The 16,709-nt window shown below is 44.5% G+C and carries 10 protein-coding genes and 1 pseudogene; 9 read left to right on the plus strand and 2 right to left on the minus strand.

All coding sequences use genetic code 11. The features are described 5' to 3' along the window. The 9 genes and pseudogenes from QZ135_RS24940 to QZ135_RS17000 form a co-directional block, all read left to right on the plus strand. Nucleotides 1–81 (plus strand): annotated as a pseudogene (locus tag QZ135_RS24940) (type VI secretion protein); the annotation flags it as partial. A 23-nt stretch (nt 82–104) separates the two neighbouring features. Beyond that, nucleotides 105–524: a GPW/gp25 family protein gene (locus tag QZ135_RS16965; protein ID WP_294611886.1), complete on the plus strand. Its 420-nt coding sequence runs from the start codon at nt 105–107 to the stop codon at nt 522–524. Between the two features lie 57 nt (nt 525–581). Continuing rightward, on the plus strand, nt 582–1,163 hold the full coding sequence (locus QZ135_RS16970; RefSeq protein ID WP_294611887.1) for an N-acetylmuramoyl-L-alanine amidase: 582 nt from the start codon (nt 582–584) through the stop codon (nt 1,161–1,163). A gap of 91 nt (nt 1,164–1,254) precedes the next feature. After that, nucleotides 1,255–4,407, plus strand: a complete 3,153-nt coding sequence (locus tag QZ135_RS16975) for a hypothetical protein (RefSeq protein ID WP_294611888.1) — start codon at nt 1,255–1,257, stop codon at nt 4,405–4,407. Between the two features lie 3 nt (nt 4,408–4,410). Then, nucleotides 4,411–5,109, plus strand: coding sequence for a hypothetical protein (locus QZ135_RS16980; protein WP_294611889.1), 699 nt, complete (start codon nt 4,411–4,413; stop codon nt 5,107–5,109). Between the two features lie 29 nt (nt 5,110–5,138). After that, the gene (locus QZ135_RS16985) at nt 5,139–7,442 is read left to right on the plus strand and encodes a hypothetical protein (protein WP_294611926.1); all 2,304 of its coding nucleotides are present in this window, start codon (nt 5,139–5,141) and stop codon (nt 7,440–7,442) included. After that, nucleotides 7,429–11,172 (plus strand): contractile injection system tape measure protein, encoded by a 3,744-nt coding sequence (locus tag QZ135_RS16990; protein WP_294611891.1) that lies wholly within the window; start codon nt 7,429–7,431, stop codon nt 11,170–11,172. Before QZ135_RS16985 ends, QZ135_RS16990 begins: the two co-directional genes overlap by 14 nt. A 58-nt stretch (nt 11,173–11,230) precedes the next feature. Then, nucleotides 11,231–11,779 carry a DUF4157 domain-containing protein gene (locus QZ135_RS16995; RefSeq protein WP_294611893.1) on the plus strand — a complete coding sequence of 183 codons (549 nt, stop codon included), beginning with the start codon at nt 11,231–11,233 and terminating at the stop codon, nt 11,777–11,779. A gap of 10 nt (nt 11,780–11,789) precedes the next feature. Beyond that, a complete protein-coding gene (locus QZ135_RS17000) occupies nt 11,790–13,082 on the plus strand; it encodes an ATP-binding protein (protein ID WP_294611895.1) in 1,293 nt (430 codons plus the stop codon). Nucleotides 13,083–13,164: 82 nt separating this feature from the next. Here QZ135_RS17000 and QZ135_RS17005 read toward each other — a convergent pair whose 3' ends face one another. Next, complete coding sequence (locus QZ135_RS17005; RefSeq protein ID WP_294611897.1) at nt 13,165–15,015, minus strand: glycoside hydrolase family 13 protein; 1,851 nt, start codon at nt 15,013–15,015, stop codon at nt 13,165–13,167. A 202-nt stretch (nt 15,016–15,217) separates the two neighbouring features. Beyond that, complete coding sequence (locus QZ135_RS17010; RefSeq protein ID WP_294611899.1) at nt 15,218–16,534, minus strand: tetratricopeptide repeat protein; 1,317 nt, start codon at nt 16,532–16,534, stop codon at nt 15,218–15,220. Nucleotides 16,535–16,709: the final 175 nt, after the last annotated feature.

The raw sequence follows: 16,709 nt of genomic DNA on the forward strand, positions 1-16,709 counted from the left end.
CCTGCCGCTCGGATGGGTGACAGTACTGCGCATGGCGGCACGATAGTAGCCGGATGTCCCACGGTGCAGATTGGAGGATAAATTGAAAACTCAATAAGTAAAATATGGACGATCTGAAAAATCTTATGGGTGCCGATGTCTTTCTAGGCAAAGGCTGGAGTTTTCCTCCCACGCTGACAGAAGATGGGACGAAGATGGCGGCTTACGAGCAAGACATCGAGCAGAGCCTGCATATTTTGTTCAGTACCTCGCCGGGCGAGCGTGTGAACCGTTACGACTACGGCTGTCCGCTGCGCCGCTATGCTTTTGAGCCGATAACTAAGGAGACCACTGTCAGGATGCGCAACGACATCACGCGTGCGGTTACACTCTTCGAACCACGCATTACGCTGGAAGAGGTATCGTTTGAGGAACGGGCGGATGAAGGATTGCTATTGATACGGCTCACCTATACTGTTATTCGTACGAATAACCGCAATAATATGGTTTATCCGTTTTATCTGAATGAAGGGACAAATGTATAATGATAAGGTGTAGACAATATAGAGAAATAGCATTGTAAATTTAAAAACATGAATGACATGAAAGTATTAATCGACAATGGTCATGGAGTAGAAACTCCGGGTAAACGTTCTCCTGACGGGCGCTTGAGAGAATACGCTTATACACGCGAGATAGCTAATCGTGTGGTAAACCAGTTGCAAAATGTAGGTGTGGATGCTGTGCGCATCGTACCGGAAGAAACAGACATTCCACTGTTGGAGCGTGTAGCACGCGTCAATAAAGCGTATGTCGAAAGTGGTAAGCAAGCTATCTTCGTTTCCATTCATTGTAATGCCATGGGTAGTGGTACGGAATGGATGTCTGCACGTGGCTGGAGCGTGTTCGTAGGCGGAAATGCTTCTCAAAAGAGTAAAATTCTTGCCCGCAAGATGGCAGAAGTTGCTCTTACCAAGGATGTAAAAGTACGCCAGCCCTCCAAGCAATGCCTTTACTGGACTGCCGACCTCTATATCTGTCGTAAAACCAATTGTCCTGCCGTGTTGGTAGAAAACTTCTTTCAGGACAACCGGGAAGATGTAGATTTCTTGCTCTCTGAAGCAGGTAAACAGTGTGTTGCAGACATTGTGATGGAAGGGATTTTGAAGTATTTGAGAGAATGATGGATTGCAGATCCAATTGAATGAACGAGCTTGTTCCGGTTGTGTAAAAGGTAAAGATACAAGATATAAACAATTAAAAGGAGATAAAGTGATGGCGACCTCCATTAAAATAAACGGTACTTTCCGCACAGATTACGAAGCTAACCTTGCTAGCTTGGATGACTTTCGCGTCATAGAAAGTGACTGGGCCAAGCTGCTGCATCGGTTGGTGAAGGTAAGCAGTGGTATTCGCTGCCGTAATGCGGGTGGGTGGGAAGGTACACTTTGTTCCTTGCTGGAAAATCAGGTGCTGACCGTGCTTGCCGATATTTCACGGAAAAAGTTGTCCGGTTACGGCGATACCTTTGCCGAAGCGCAGGGAACACGACTGCAGACTTTCTATGCTGATAAACTCCGAAAGGACATTGTGGACTGGATAGCCCGGTTAGACATTTATATCCATCAAAGCTGGAAGAAAGGAAGTAGTGAAAGTACTGCTGTGCAGACCGCTCGGAAGCTAATGGGGAGTTTGGAGCAGTCGTTGCAGAATAGGAACACTACGGAGAAGAACGGCTATTACCGGATGCTGCGAACTGTGACTACCATACAGGAACAGGAGGACTATTATCGGCAACAGATAGAGGTAAGCGGTGATATGGAACCGGCATTGTCCTTACTTGTTGCCCAACAAAAGAACTACAGTGACCTTGCTGAAGCATTCAATCACCTCCTTGTCACCTTACCTGAACTCTACTACCGTGACATCCTGCATGCCGTGCCGCAAGCAGTAGTACAGGACAATGTCTATCTCATTATTACTCCGGCAGAAGGCGTTGCTGGCTTTATCCTGCCCCAAGGTGAGTTGTTTATAGCCGGGCAAAATGCTGTAGGCGAAGAACTTATTTATCAAACTACGAAAGAAGAATACATTAGTCCGATGCAATGCGTGGCGGTGGAAGCGGTAAATATTTCTCAAAAAAGAGATTCGAGACTGTACAAGCAATCCATACCTCTTGAGGGTATAGATGAAACGCTGTTTGTACATGGCGATGAACTGCGTATCGGCTGGCAAATAGAATCTCCCATGCTTGTTTTGAATGAGGGAGAGCGAAAAGTAAATGTCTGTTTTCGTCTGACTGCCGATAGTCTTGTGCCGGATAGCATATCTGATGGTTGTTTCACTCTGCAATTGAGTGCTGCCGAAGGCTGGATAGAACAATCTTGTAATTGCTTCATTGAAGCTGGCCGACTTTGCTTCGACTTCACTCTGGAATTTGGTGAAGTTGCTCTCGCCTCCTGTGAGGAAGAAACACATGGCATGATAACGGAATATCCCGTTCTCCGTATATTGACGGACAACAGAAGCGCCCCCTATGGATGGGCTAGTCGTCTGAAATTTGACAGTGTGAAAATAGAGGTAGAAGTGACCGGTATCCGCAACTTTACCTTCTGTAATGAATTAGGAGAAGTGGATACCTCTCAATTATTCCACCCTTTCGGCATTCAGGCTAATAGAGGCACGTGGTTCATCTTTGGCTATGACGAGATGGGACTGAAGCCTTTGCAGGAGGTCTGCTTGAAAGGCATATGGAGAAAACTGCCTGAAACCAAAGAGGAATTTGATAAGATATACGGAGGCTACGGTACGAATGCTGACGCTTTCCGGATTACTGCTGAATGGCAGCAGAAAGGCAAATGGATAACCTGTCATCTGGAAAGCCAAGACCTGTTTACATTTGATGATCTTGGCAAGCTTAAGCTTGCCAAGATGTGTTTTAACTGCACGGAACCAGGACATAACGGATTCTTTCGCGTTACACTGAATGCCCCTGCCATCGGTTTCGGAACAGATGTTTATCGCACACAGTTCACTGATGTGATGATACACAACAGTCATTGCAAGAAAAAGGAGTGCAAACCAATTCCTACAGAGCCGCTGGTACCACAACTTGCGGAGGTGGAACTTTCATACATCGCTATGGAAGAAATGGCATTGACGAAAATCGGGCAATCATCTATCCGACTGAGCTGCATCACAGAATTGTCCGGACAGGATGCTTGTCCCATTTGCTGTAAACAGGAACATTCCTTTCTCCCAGCTCTTCCGGCAGACCATCTGCTTTACTTTGCTTTTCGTAATGCCAGGGGAGAAAAAAGTGTGCGTATGTATATAGATATGGCATTGCCGAAAGAAAAAATACCGTTCTATAATCCGCAACCGGATAAGCGTGTGAAGTCATCCTGGGAACTATGGAGCGGAGATAGTTGGAAAGCTATTATGGACGAGTCCGTCCATATTGAAGAAACTTGCGGACTGACGCAAAGCGGTTTCATCGAAATAAACCTACCGGAGAGGATTAGCGACAAACATGAAGATCAACAAGGCAGGATGTGGCTTCGCGCCGCATTGATAGGTGATGTGTCTGCGTGCCTTGCCATCCGTGGAATTTGGACAAATTGTATCAGGTTGGAGGCACAGAACGGTGACGGACTACCATTGGCAGCCGGGATGATACAAGAGATGTCCGAAGCGGATGAACGGATTGAAAGTATAATTCAGCCTCTTCCCGGTTTCGGAGGTAGGCCTGCCGAAACGGAAATACAGTGTGCCATGCATCAAAACGCGCGCATCCACAACCGTCACCGTGCTCTTACGATAGAGGATTATGAACAGTTGGTGTTGGAGCATTTCCCTGAAGTGGACAAGGTACAGTGTATTCCCTTACCAAAGGATAAGGGTGCATCGGAAATTTGCCTTGTAGTGTTCAGTCGTGCAGAAGATAGCCGCTACTGTCTCTCTCCGGCATGGAAACTGGCGGAAATACAACGACTCGTCGGGCGATATGTACCGCCTTTTGTTACCCTACGTGTGATGAATCCTGTGTATGAGCAGGTGAAAGTGCATTGTAAGGCAGTGCTGTGGGATAGGACGTTGGATGAAGGCAAGACAATCCGACAGCTTGTGGTACTGGCACAGAATTATATTGCGCCCTGGTATCGGAAAAAGGAAATCCCCTTGCTCCGCCAGTCTTTTTCCTACAAGGAATTGCACGCCCGGATGGTGAATCATGAAGACTTGATGAAACTGGTTGCACTGGAAGTGAAACTGGAACGTTTGCCACACGTGGATATCAATGAGAAGACTCCGGTTTTCAAAGGAGAACATTTGTGGAGCGTATTGATTCCGAAAATAGAAATCGAATTACTTTCTCCCCACAACGGTATCAATTCAGCCGAAATCGGGGGCAATTTCATAATAGGATAGCTTATGGAACGGAATAATCGAAAAGATAGAAACACACTGAAGGAGTATTTCAGAAAAGGCAAAACGCCGACAGAGGAACAGTTTGCCCAATTGATAGATTCCATGTCGAACCTCGTGGAGGATAGGCAAATAGTGAGAACTGACACTGGGTGGGCGTTTTACCCGTCACAGGCAGGCAGTATGAATATCGGGCTTTATATGGAGGAAAACAAACCGCCTGTATGGACGTTCTCCATCACATCCGAAAAGCATCTGCTGATAAAGAATGAAAAGGGGGAAACGGTATTCGATGCAGCACAGGACAAATTGATTGTACTGCCCGGTAGCCTGACAGTGGAAGGTAGCGGTGAAAAACCTGTTCCGGGGGGAGAGGATTACCTGAGTGTTCCTGCCGATAAGCAGTGGCACGACCTGCCGCTGGATGTGTCAAGCGAAGGTTTTGGTTGTCGTGTGTATCTCATTTATGCTTCCTTCCGGGAACAGGGTACAGGACTTTGCAAACTGACACGCGTTACCGCCATTTGGCTGAATCGGATGGAACAACGGATAGAGTCGCCTCAGAAACATTGGTGGGGCTGGGCGGGTGGTATCCGTTTTCGTTGGTTGGATACAAAAAGCAAACCCTGCTTGCAAATGTGCAGTAAGAAGTATCTGCCGTCCGGCGAGGTGCATTGTAGGATTGTGAAGATATACAAGGGGTAGTTGATAATTAAAAAATAGGAGCGGCGGTGATGGTAAAAGACGGGAAACAACCTTATATTAAGCAGCAGGCCGAAAGTGAAAACTTATATGTGCGATTGCAAAGACAGACGCTGACTGAGGTGCAGCGGCTTTCGGGAAAGGTGTGGACGGACTATAATGTTCATGATCCCGGCGTGACGTTGGCAGACATTACTAACTATGTACTGACCGAAATGGGCTACAAGTTAAGCTTCAGTTCTGCAGACTATCTGACTGCGGAAAACGGGACATTCAATCCGGAACGCTTTGGCTTCTTTCTGCCTAATGAAGTTTATACCACCGCACCCATCACGGCGGAGGACTATCGTAAGCTATTTTTTGCCCATGTCCCTAAATTGGATAACGTGTGGGTGGAATGTGATGTGGTAACCGGTAGCTACACTAGCAAAATTGTTCTTCCGCCATTTGGAGAAGATGATGAAAAAACGGTGGTAGAGCAAGTTAAGACAGTGTATAATAACCACCGCAATCTGTGCGAATACCTTCGTGAGGTCATTGTGGTGCAGCCCGAAGAACTGGAGTTTTATGCGGAGTTTGAGATAGAGCCGGGAAAGGATGCCTCCTTGGTGCTGGCCAAAATTTATTGGACTATTCTGAATTATCTTTCCGGTGCAGTAAATATCTCCATGCCGAAAGGGCAGGTTACCTCTGATGTGTCGCCCGAAGAGCGAGGGAGAACTGTGCCTGAAAAATGGCTGGAAGGATCCGAAAATGCTGTACGTGTTATCATTCCCCGACAGCAGAATACTGAATATGAACTGTACAAGAAACTCTGGCAAGTGGAAGGTATTCAGTCGTTCAGCACTTGTTACCTGATGAAGGATAGTGAACCACTAACTGACTTTTCCGGAGGGTTCAGCCTGAAAATTCCAAAGAAAGAGAGGGAGCTGAAAGTGTGCATCCATTGTGGAAGCTTCACGGAAAAGGTAGATATGGAGAGGTTCAGAGAATATCTGAAGACTTTCTATTATACTGGGAACCGTACTAGGGAGCAGAATAATGGACAGAAAGAGTATGATTGGGGTGTTCCTGAAAGCACATACCGCAATGTCTTCTCACATATACCTATCGCCGGAGAATTTCCTGCATGCTACCATCTCTCTCCGAATAGAGACAGGGAAATGCTTACTTCCTTCGAGGCGTACCTGAAGCTGTATGACAAGATGATAGAGGATGGATTGAAAGAAGTGGAGGATCTGCCGTATCTGCTTTCCCTATTTGCGGAGGATTTTGCTGTCCTCATGGAAAAGAGTGATAGGAAACGTGATATTCTTGCACTGAAAAGCCGCTATTTGGATTTTCTTGATCGACTGTATGGCGTGGAAAGCCATCCGGCATGGTTGTCAGAGCAGAACAGTTATGGAGAAACAAAGGAAGGTACGTTACTGCGTCGCATGAATTTTCTGCGCCATATAGCCGGTCTGATAAAAAACAGGGCCAGGGCAAGAAACATCATCGTCCCTGGTGGGGAGGGCAATGTTTCCACGGTGAAGGAGTGGTTCTGTCGGCTGCTGGGGATCAATGAAAGCGATGAGCATACTGTAAGTAATGTGCTTCCCAGTTATAATCTGCAACTGATAGAGAAAAAGCCGGATAAACCTCTGTTCGACCGGATAGATTCTTTACTTATTGACGACCGGATGCTGGAAGCGGATAATGTGCTGGAGGTAGACTATGAGGAACTATCAGCAGATGAAGCGGAAAAACGTAAGGAATACAAATGGATGCGGCAGGAACTACAAATATTCAACGAAAACCGGATTAGTGGCGACTTGTTCCGTGGCGGTACCCGTTTGGACAATTACAGGATAGTGAAGGCAGGAAAAGACGAATACATGTTAGTGTTCCACAATCGCGAACGGGGAGGATGGACCAATCTCGGACGAGCAGATAGCCGGGAACAATTGAATACTTTGGCGAACATCTTGCGGCGATCCCTGCGTGATCTGAACCGGGAATGCGAAACCATCTACGTGGTAGAACCCGTATTGACGGATCCGGAAGGTCCGTTTCATCTGCTGTTAGTACTCCCGATATGGACACAGCGTTTCCATACGCCGCGTTTCAGAGAGAAATGTGGGGAATTGCTGCGAAGTATCATTCCTGCTCACTTGACCGGAACCATATACTGGCTGGATGAAAGGGCTATGAGAAAATTTGAGGGCTGTTACCGGCAACTGATGAGGACTTTGTGCAACAGCGAGCTTCAGGATTATGGCAAACAATTGTTGGATGCTATGTATGAACTGCTGAAAATGGCGATAGAAATACAGGAATTAGATGGTAAATATTGATCATATATCGTTTGAGTTCGCCGTTACTGGAGAAGATTTCGCACATAAGCTGTATGCGGATTGGGATGGCTTTTGCCGTGACTGTTTTGAAAAGGTAGTGGAGGGATGTTTCTCTGCTTACGATAAAGACAAGATATTGCATGAGATAGCACAACTTGATTTGGATCTGGGGCACATTTCGGAAGACAATTTCTACCGGGATTTTCCATGCCGACTCAGGGAGGAACTGCTGAAAGCCATACTTTCATGGGGAATACAGACAGCGGAAGAAAGGGAAAAGACGGATGCCTCCCGACTGGTTAATCTGCTGTTCTATTTGGAACATGGCTATTTGAAAACGGAATGGGCGGACAGTAATTTTAGGCTGACGGAAGAATTAGACTGGGCGGTTTTACAATCGACAGCATATATTGATAGTATTGTAACCCTTTGCCTTAAGAAGGAGTATGTATTCCGCCGTCTGTTGTGGCAACTGGATAACGAAAAGACTCTTGTAAACTTCTATACTGCAGCATTCTCCGGAACGTTTTCCAACTTATATGAGAAACGCCGTTTTCTGGAAATAATGTTAGAGATAAATCCCGGCATTCCCGTACGTTTTATCCACGAGTCTGCCGATGATGCAGAGCTGCATGAAATGGCAGAACTGCTTGATACCTTGTCTGCCCGCCGGATAATGGAAACGGAAGCTGAAGAACATGCAGAAGTAGATTTGCCTCCATTCTGGCATTATTTGTACGAGTGGCTCATTAAGTATTATCCTTTTAATGGGCTTGCTATTTTCGGTGGAAAGAGCGATTTTATCCGCCATCTGCACCATAGGCTGCTCACATTTATCCATAAACGGAACTACTCCTTTTATCTCTCCAAAGCGGAATTGATAGCGGACTTCCTGTTGGAAGTGTTCGGTTCAGCTTACTATGTAGAGGTCTTGAATGCTATTTATGACCTTCAGCCGCACAATGTGGATGGTTCACCGGTATACGACGGATATTTAAACAGGGAGTTGTATAATATCTTTTTACAACTTTCGCTGCTTAGGATACCGGGAATTAAAGATGAGAAGAAAGAAGAAACAATTCCCGGAAAGGAAAAAATAGTCTATCCGGCATCTGTAGAAGTGCTGACAGGCTATATAAAAGATATCCGGCGCAGTAATGCGGATAAGCGGACTCTGCTTGAACTACTGGCTAAGGAAAAGCCGGAAATAATAATAGACTGGCTACGAACAGAGCTTATTAATGGAGATGCTGCTTTGCTTTCTGCTGTAGCGGAAATAACTGATGATACTATTATAAATCGTCTGCTTGCTTCCATTTCTTTCAGAATTATGGAAGTAGTGCAACAGGTAAGAAACTATCTGCGAAGCCATATATCGGAGAACAGTTGGCTAAGCGGAGTAAGTGAATCCCGATTGACTCTTGTTCTCCACAAATCAATTTTGCTATGGATAGGGAAAGGACGTATTGTCTGGTCGGAATCGGAAAGTATCAGGCAATTGCTACATCTGGTCTATCGGGAGGTTACGGGTGATGACAAGGAGGAGGATATTGAAAGATTATCAATAGAGCTCTATCTGTCGGAAAAAGACTGGAAGAAACTGTTCGAGAAGAAAGAAACGTTTTCATTTGCCGCATATATAAGAAGACTGAAAATGGTATTGGAAGATAAGAGTGTTCCGGAACCCATCAAGCGCAGGATGTTCGCCTTATTTCTGGAGCAATCCAAAGACGGTTATGCGGATGTAGTATTGTTACTGCATGAACAAGGATTATTGGAGGATATGCTCAACCTGATTAGCCAGCCCGTATTGGAAGAAATAATCAGGCAGCTAGTTATGCGGCTCAGTGGCACAAGGGTTACAGAACTGTTGCCATTGCTTTATTGGCTGGTCATTCATGAATCGGATATTTCTACCTATCTACAGAATACAGCATTGGGACTGAAAGTACAACTGCTAGTATGGCTGGTAAGAGTTGATCAATCTCAAATGGAAGTAAAAAGGAAGGTAACAAAAATGCTTCTTTCTCTTCTTGTTTCACTATTCAGCAAAGAAAACATTCCTTCTATAATCAGCCTGATTTTGCAGGAACGAGCAGAAGAAGCGGAAAACGAAGATGCGTCATACTATGATATGGAGACTGTGTTAGGTTTGTTGCTATACGTCGGACTATCGGAAGACTCTTTGAATACTGTTCAAACACCACTGGAACCCCGTTGGAATACTGATGAAAGCTTTACTACCTGGCTGGAAGATACTGCCGTTTTTGAGGATGACAAGCGGAAATTATTGCAGAAATTGGCTGTTGAAAAGCCGCAGGAATGGATTCGCCTGCTTCGTAGGCAATCCCGGGAGAGTAAAGCGATAGTTTTCGCAACTACTTGTTTATCTGCCTCCCAACTCCTGAAAGGAATGACACAGGTGGATTCCCATCAGGCATTAATTCTATCGCAAACGGTTAAATGGCTACAACGCAAAGCGGAAAGGTTTACATTTCTGAGCGGAAACAATATGCTTCTTTCAACCGCCTTATCGAGAGCCCTGCTACTCTATATGCAGGATGAGGAAACATTAAGCGGGAGAACTTTGACGGAAAGCGAAACGATCTATAAATTTTTGTCGTATCTACATTTTGTATATACGGGAAAAACGGATTATCAGGATGATGCAAAATGGGTAGAGTTAGAGACAGATACCGCTCTGTCCATCGGAGATGCTGTCTATTTATCAATAGAAAGAATTGCAGACACTACTTTGCCGGAAAGTATCCGGAGAAGATTGCTTAACGCCTATATCTGCTTCCAATCGAAGGAGTTGTCTGATTATATCCGTCGGTCGGTGAAAGGTAATATTGTACCTTTGGACAGGTGGTTGGAGTGGTTGGATATCAGCGACTGGATGCGGATATTGACAAATCTGTCCCTGTCACGAGCTGAACTGTTGCAACAGATTATGAGCTGGTTATCTGATAATAATCAGGTAAAAGAGTCGGAACTGTTAACAGCATTGGCAACCTGTCTTATAAATAATAGTGCAGAAGGATGGATTTATAATAGTAAGGAAGAAATGATATATTCTTTCATACATTCGATTCCTTCCCTGCAAGTAAAAACAAAAATAGAAAAAGAAATTATGGAAAAGAACATGAAAGAAGAATTGAAAATTACAAAAGTAGAGGATTGCTCATTGACAGGAGAACAGATGGAATTTCCTGAAGTCCTCTTCATTGGCAATGCCGGATTGTGTCTGATATGGCCTTGGCTCCCGCGTCTGTTTGGCATGTTTGGTTATTTAAACGAAGAGAAAAGGAATTTCAAGGACGACGCATCAAGAATCCGTGCCGTATTTCTGTTACAATATCTGGTATGTCCGGAAGAAAAGGACTATTGTGAACCAGAGTTGGCTTTCAACCGTCTGCTTGTGGCTCTGCCCGCACATATTCCATTGCCGAAGCGGATAGAACTGACTAGTGAAGAAAAGCGAACGGCTGATAGTCTCATACAGGGTGTGAAAGCCAACTGGGCCAAAATGAATGGTACTTCAGTAAATGGATTCAGACAAAGTTTCATCATGCGTGACGGACGGCTGGAACAACAGGATGATAAATGGCTGCTGACGGTTGAAAAACGTGGGTATGACATATTGCTTGACTCCGTTCCTTGGTCATTCAGACAAATACGTTTTCCATGGCTAAAGAAATATGTACAGGTTGTTTGGCATGAAAAGTAGGAGTTTTGAGAGACTCCTATTACTACGATGAGATGTATAACAATAAACAGAGTAAGATATGGAAGCAGAAAAAGTATATCAGGAAAAGACAACCCGTATCATCCAGCAAAAGCAGGACAGAAGCAGTGCTCTACAGTTTGTGGACAACCGTCCGGTGAATCAACTGTTGCAGCGGGTTAGTGATGATGATGAAGATACTTTGCAAGGAAAGTTCGAGATACCTATGCAACGCGTGGAAGAAGACGATGACGAAGCCTCACAGATGAAGGTAGACACTACTGTACAACAGAAACCGAATAATACCGGATTGCCGGACAACCTCAAGGCAGGCGTAGAAGAATTATCCGGGTTTTCAATGGATGATGTAAAGGTTCATTATAACTCATCCCAGCCTGCAACTGTGCAAGCTCTTGCTTATACACAAGGAACGGATATTCATGTGGCTCCCGGTCAGGAACAGCACTTGCCGCACGAGGCATGGCATGTTGCCCAACAGATGGCGGGACGGGTAGAGCCAACTACGGAAGTGAGTGGTATACCGGTAAATGACAATGTTGGTCTGGAACATGAAGCGGACGTGATGGGTACAAGGGCTAATAGTCTGTAAATAGAAAAGGATGAACGAATATATTGCTTGGTTTAATCAGACTCTGACTACTTCTATCCAACTTTATTTTCAGCAGGAATGTGAATATTCCTCGCTGGAAGAAGTGGTGCCGCCTTCAAACAGATGGCTGGAGAGAGTGATCGGCATTTCAGATATGGTATTTGGTGAGCGAATAATCATTATGCTGGCTTTGATGCCCCATGTCTGTCCGCAGATACTGGATATCTTCTTTGTGCAGAATAAGAACTTTGATCGGCAATACACTGAGTTTGGCGGGTGGAAAGGGCTGTCTCATGGCGGTTTCTTGCCTACCGGAGAAACGGTTGCCTTCATTCTTGCCGGAGAAGATATGGAAAAGCGAAAAGAGCTAATCAAACTTTTCCAGAAAGACCATTGGTTCTACACGAAGAATGTCATCCGTCTGGAAGGTGCAGGAGAAGGGGAGCCTTTCTTTAGCGGACAATTGCGGGTATCGGAAGAGTTTCTGAGTCGTGTCCTGCTGGATAAGGATTATAAGCCCGATTACAACATTGGTTTCCCTGCTAAACGCATCACCACGGAACTTGACTGGGAGGATATGGTACTTGACTATCAGGTAGCAGCCGAATTGGAAGAGATAAATACTTGGATTTCCTTTGGAAAGACGATCATGGAAGACTGGAAACTATCCCGTTTCCTGAAGGCCGGGTATCGTTCTCTGTTTTACGGGCCTCCCGGTACGGGAAAGACACTGGCTGCAACGTTACTTGGTAAGAAGAATAATATGGATGTGTACCGGATAGACTTGTCTATGATTGTATCTAAGTATATCGGGGAAACGGAAAAGAATCTGGCTCGGGTTTTTGATCTTGCTGAAAACCGGAACTGGATTCTCTTTTTTGATGAGGCGGATGCATTGTTCGGAAAACGTACTTCTACTAATACCTCCAATGACCGCCATGCCAATCAGGAAGTAGCTTACTTGCTTCAACGGATAGAGGATTTTCCTGGCATGGTAATACTGGCAACGAATCTGCGTTCTAACATTGACGAGGCCTTTTCTCGCCGTTTTCAATCGGCTGTCTATTTTCCGATGCCGACAATAGAGTTGCGTGCAGATCTGTGGCGGAAGATGCTTCCCGGAATATGGTTAGGTGAAGATGCGGATGAGTTAATCGCTATTGCGGCTGAAACCGAGCTTTCCGGTGGTTCTATTGCCAACGTGGTGCGGCGATGCGCGTTGTATATAATTAAATCAAAGGAAAAGATATTGAATCGAAGGATGTTGAAAGAGGCTTTGCAAAAAGAAAAACTGAAAGGTTGACCGTACCAAAAGGAGGGGCATAAGAAAGGGCGTAGAGTTTAGGTTACTTCTCTACGCCCTTTTATTATCAGTAATAAATAATTTATAACTCAATCACGAGTGATTCTCTCGGTCCCATTGTAAGCGATTCGTCGAATGCAACAGTTTTTCCGCTGAGAATATCTTTTCCTTGTTTCGCATCTTTCAGCACTTCTTTGTAGAATTTCAAAGGAACGGTAGTTTCAGCGTCTGTACCGTTCAGCATAATGAACACAGTCTTACCTTCGTATTGGCGAGCATAGGCGTAAACGCCATTCTGTACCATGAACTGTACCATGCTGCCTTTGGCTATGACGTCATTACCTTTGCGCCAGTTTAGTAAAGTCTTATAGAAATTATAGCAATCGTTCTGAATTTGGCTGCGTCCTTCTGCGGTCAGTGCAGTTGCTTTGTCGTCAGACCATCCGCCGGGGAAGTCTTTGCGAACATAACCATCACTTTTACTCTTAACACCATTCATCATAATTTCCGTGCCATAGTAAAGTTGGGGGATGCGGCGTGTGGTAAGTAACAAGGTAGATGCCTGCTTTAACATCGGCAAATTGTCACCTTCACCCAGGTAACGGTCGGTATCATGGTTTTCAATGAATGCCAGTACAGAAGCAGGGTTAGGGTAGAGGAAGTCGTACACAAAGTTGTTGTATACGCGGTCCAGACCTTTGAACCATGTCTCTGTCTGTTCTGTTTTGGCAATATTGATTTTATCGAAGAAACTGAAGTCCATAACGGTTTTCAAGTTACTATTTTTTGGCGCAGAGAGTTTGGAATCCATTTGCCACCAAGCAGTGTAAGCTGGTTCTGTTACCCAGGTTTCGCCTACAGTGTTGTAGTTGGGGTATTCTTCGTTCAGTTCTTTCATCCAGTTGCTCATGGCGTCGTAGTCGGCATACGGATAAGTGTCCATACGGATACCGTCGATATTGGCGTATTCAATCCACCAGAAGCTGTTCTGTACCAGGTAGCGATATACGTGTGGGTTCTTTTGGTTAAGGTCTGGCATAGCGGTGACAAACCAACCATCGTTCATCTGGTCGAAATCGTATTGTGAAGTATAAGGGTCAACGTGCGGAGTCAGTTTGAAAGAAGTCTGCACGAAATTCTTTTCATGATCGGGATTGTTGAACCAGTCTTTAGACGGCATATCTTTAATCCATGGATGCTCTACACCGCAATGGTTGAAGATCATATCCATTACAATCTTGATGTCGCGGTCGTGGCATTTGGATATCAGTTGCTGATACTCTTCGTTGGTACCGAAACGTGGATCAACTTTATAGTAATCGGTAGTAGCATAGCCGTGGTACGAACCGCCGGTCATGTTGTTTTCCAGTACCGGAGTGAACCAAAGGGCAGTTACACCCAAGTCGGAGAAGTAATCCAGATTTTGCTCGATACCTGCAAGGTCGCCACCATGACGGGCGTTCGGATCGTTGCGGTCTACTTTGTATTCGGCCATGCCGGGGATTTGGTCATTATCCGGATTACCGTTTGCGAAACGGTCGGGCATCAACAGGTAGAGGGCGTCGGAAGCATCAAAACCTTTGTGTTCACAGCTTTTTTTGCTGCGTGCTTTCAGTTCATACTCTTTGACGATTTTCTTTTTGCCTTGTACAAAAGTGAGAGCTACTTTACCGGGTTTCACATCTTTCTCCAGTCTCAGGTAGACAATCAGGTAGTTCGGGCTTTCCAGCTTGACTGTGGTGCTCAAAGAAACACCGGGATAGTTGACAGTAACGGAAGAGTTACCGATGTCTTCACCGTAGACCATAAGTTGGAGTTCGGGATTTCGCATTCCGGCGTACCAAAACGGAGGGTCGATTTTGTTTACGTTCATAGCTGCATACGTACTAAGGGAAAGTAAAAACGTTCCCAGGATAAGGAATAATTTTTTCATGATATTAGCTTTTCGTTATTATATCCGTATTTTGGTGCTAATATAAGCAAATAGCGGAGAAAGCTGCCGCTACTCCGCTATTATATACTTTATAATGTTATGCAAACGTTTTCAATGAATTAGCTACGAGCTACAAGTTACAAGCTACGAGTAGCTGCGCTATTACACAGCAAACCACTTGTAGCTCGTAGCTTGTAGCTTGTCACTTATTCGCTTTCCCCTGAAAGAAATCATCCACTTTCTTTTTCTCACGAAGATCTTTCAGCCAAGTTTCGGCTGCACCATAATAAGTACTTAATCCTAATATTACATTTCCTTTATCATCTGTTTCAGGTTGCTCACTGCTGTTTTTGGGACGTGTTTTAAGGAAAGCCTCCAGACAACGTTCTGTATTCTTTTTATCTTTCAACTGATATTGGTAAACATATGCCATGTCATACAAGAGCTTATGATTTTCTATATCATATTTATCATATCTGTCTTGCATCGTTTTGATTTGCTCTTTAGGCATTAGTGCCATTTTATAGCAGTCTGTGAGGCCGACATAGAGGCGCACCATGGCACTATCGGGTGGGGTAGCATATGCCACAGCTTCTTCCAGATATGCAACTCCTTGATCCTTCCATGACGTTTTGGAACAGGAGCGTCCTAAATAATATAGCAGATTCACATTACGCTTATCGTATTGGCGAGCTACTTCCAGTATATCATGTGCTTCATAAAACTTTTCTACTGCGTAGTAACTGACTCCTAAATAATAACAGGTGGTAAATGTACTGTCCCCTAGGCTTAGTAACTGTTCGTATCTCTGTATTGCGGTCTGATAATCTTTCATCAGGCAGTATGCCAATGCATTTTGTTGATTTACAACAACGTTTGTACTGTCTATTTGGCGGTATTTTTCAGTAGCTTCTATAGCATAATTATAAAATGCTCCTTCGATGTGTAGTCTTGCTGCTTTGGCAGCAGCCAGAAAATCGTTGGGATATTTTTCCTGTATGTTTTCATAGCATCCCAATGCTGCTAAAATGTCATCTACCCCTTCAAAACTTTGAGCTTGTAGATGTAATGCAACAGCCGAGCTATCTGTTTCTGTAAGTAGACTGCTCTCTCCCAATGCTTCATCGAATTTCCGCTGATTCAGTAATAGAGTAATGTATTGAATACGGGCATATTTATTATCCGGATTCAGGTCCACTGCCTTTTGATAATATTTTAATGCCTGTTTGTTTTTTAATAATGACTTGCAGCACTCAGCTGCTTCAATATAAGCTCGTGGATTCAGAGAATCTTGCATCACGACTTCTTCATATACCTGAAGCGCTTCCCTGTTGTTGCCAAGACTTTTCAGCGCTTTCCCTTTCTGATAGAGTAGGGGAACAGTCGGCGTCTCTTGATCAATAAGCGTCAATGCCGTCTCATAATCATAGTTTGCCATCGCCTCCTGAATAGGATTCGTATTTTGTGCCATCAGCAATGAAGAGGCACTGAAAAAGAGTAGAATAAAGAGTTTCCGCATAGTCTTTTTATCTTTAAAGTATTGCTTAATTGGCTGCAAGTTACTAAAAAGATTTACTTTACGAAATATTCGTAGCTTCTTTTAGATAGATTAACGAATAAAAATAGCGCCCCTTCAGATGAAGGAGCGCTAAAATATAACGGATGTTTCGAATGGTAAAGATACCACTCAACGT

Source organism: uncultured Bacteroides sp. (genome assembly GCF_905207245.1).
Taxonomy (GTDB): Bacteria; Bacteroidota; Bacteroidia; order Bacteroidales; family Bacteroidaceae; genus Bacteroides.

Coding starts and splice junctions, on each gene's coding strand:
- QZ135_RS16965 (WP_294611886.1), top strand. CDS start 105: ATGGACGATCTGAAAAATCTTATGGGTGCCGATGTCTTTCTAGGCAAA.
- QZ135_RS16970 (WP_294611887.1), top strand. CDS start 582: ATGAAAGTATTAATCGACAATGGTCATGGAGTAGAAACTCCGGGTAAA.
- QZ135_RS16975 (WP_294611888.1), top strand. CDS start 1,255: ATGGCGACCTCCATTAAAATAAACGGTACTTTCCGCACAGATTACGAA.
- QZ135_RS16980 (WP_294611889.1), top strand. CDS start 4,411: ATGGAACGGAATAATCGAAAAGATAGAAACACACTGAAGGAGTATTTC.
- QZ135_RS16985 (WP_294611926.1), top strand. CDS start 5,139: ATGGTAAAAGACGGGAAACAACCTTATATTAAGCAGCAGGCCGAAAGT.
- QZ135_RS16990 (WP_294611891.1), top strand. CDS start 7,429: ATGGTAAATATTGATCATATATCGTTTGAGTTCGCCGTTACTGGAGAA.
- QZ135_RS16995 (WP_294611893.1), top strand. CDS start 11,231: ATGGAAGCAGAAAAAGTATATCAGGAAAAGACAACCCGTATCATCCAG.
- QZ135_RS17000 (WP_294611895.1), top strand. CDS start 11,790: ATGAACGAATATATTGCTTGGTTTAATCAGACTCTGACTACTTCTATC.
- QZ135_RS17005 (WP_294611897.1), bottom strand. CDS start 15,015: ATGAAAAAATTATTCCTTATCCTGGGAACGTTTTTACTTTCCCTTAGT.
- QZ135_RS17010 (WP_294611899.1), bottom strand. CDS start 16,534: ATGCGGAAACTCTTTATTCTACTCTTTTTCAGTGCCTCTTCATTGCTG.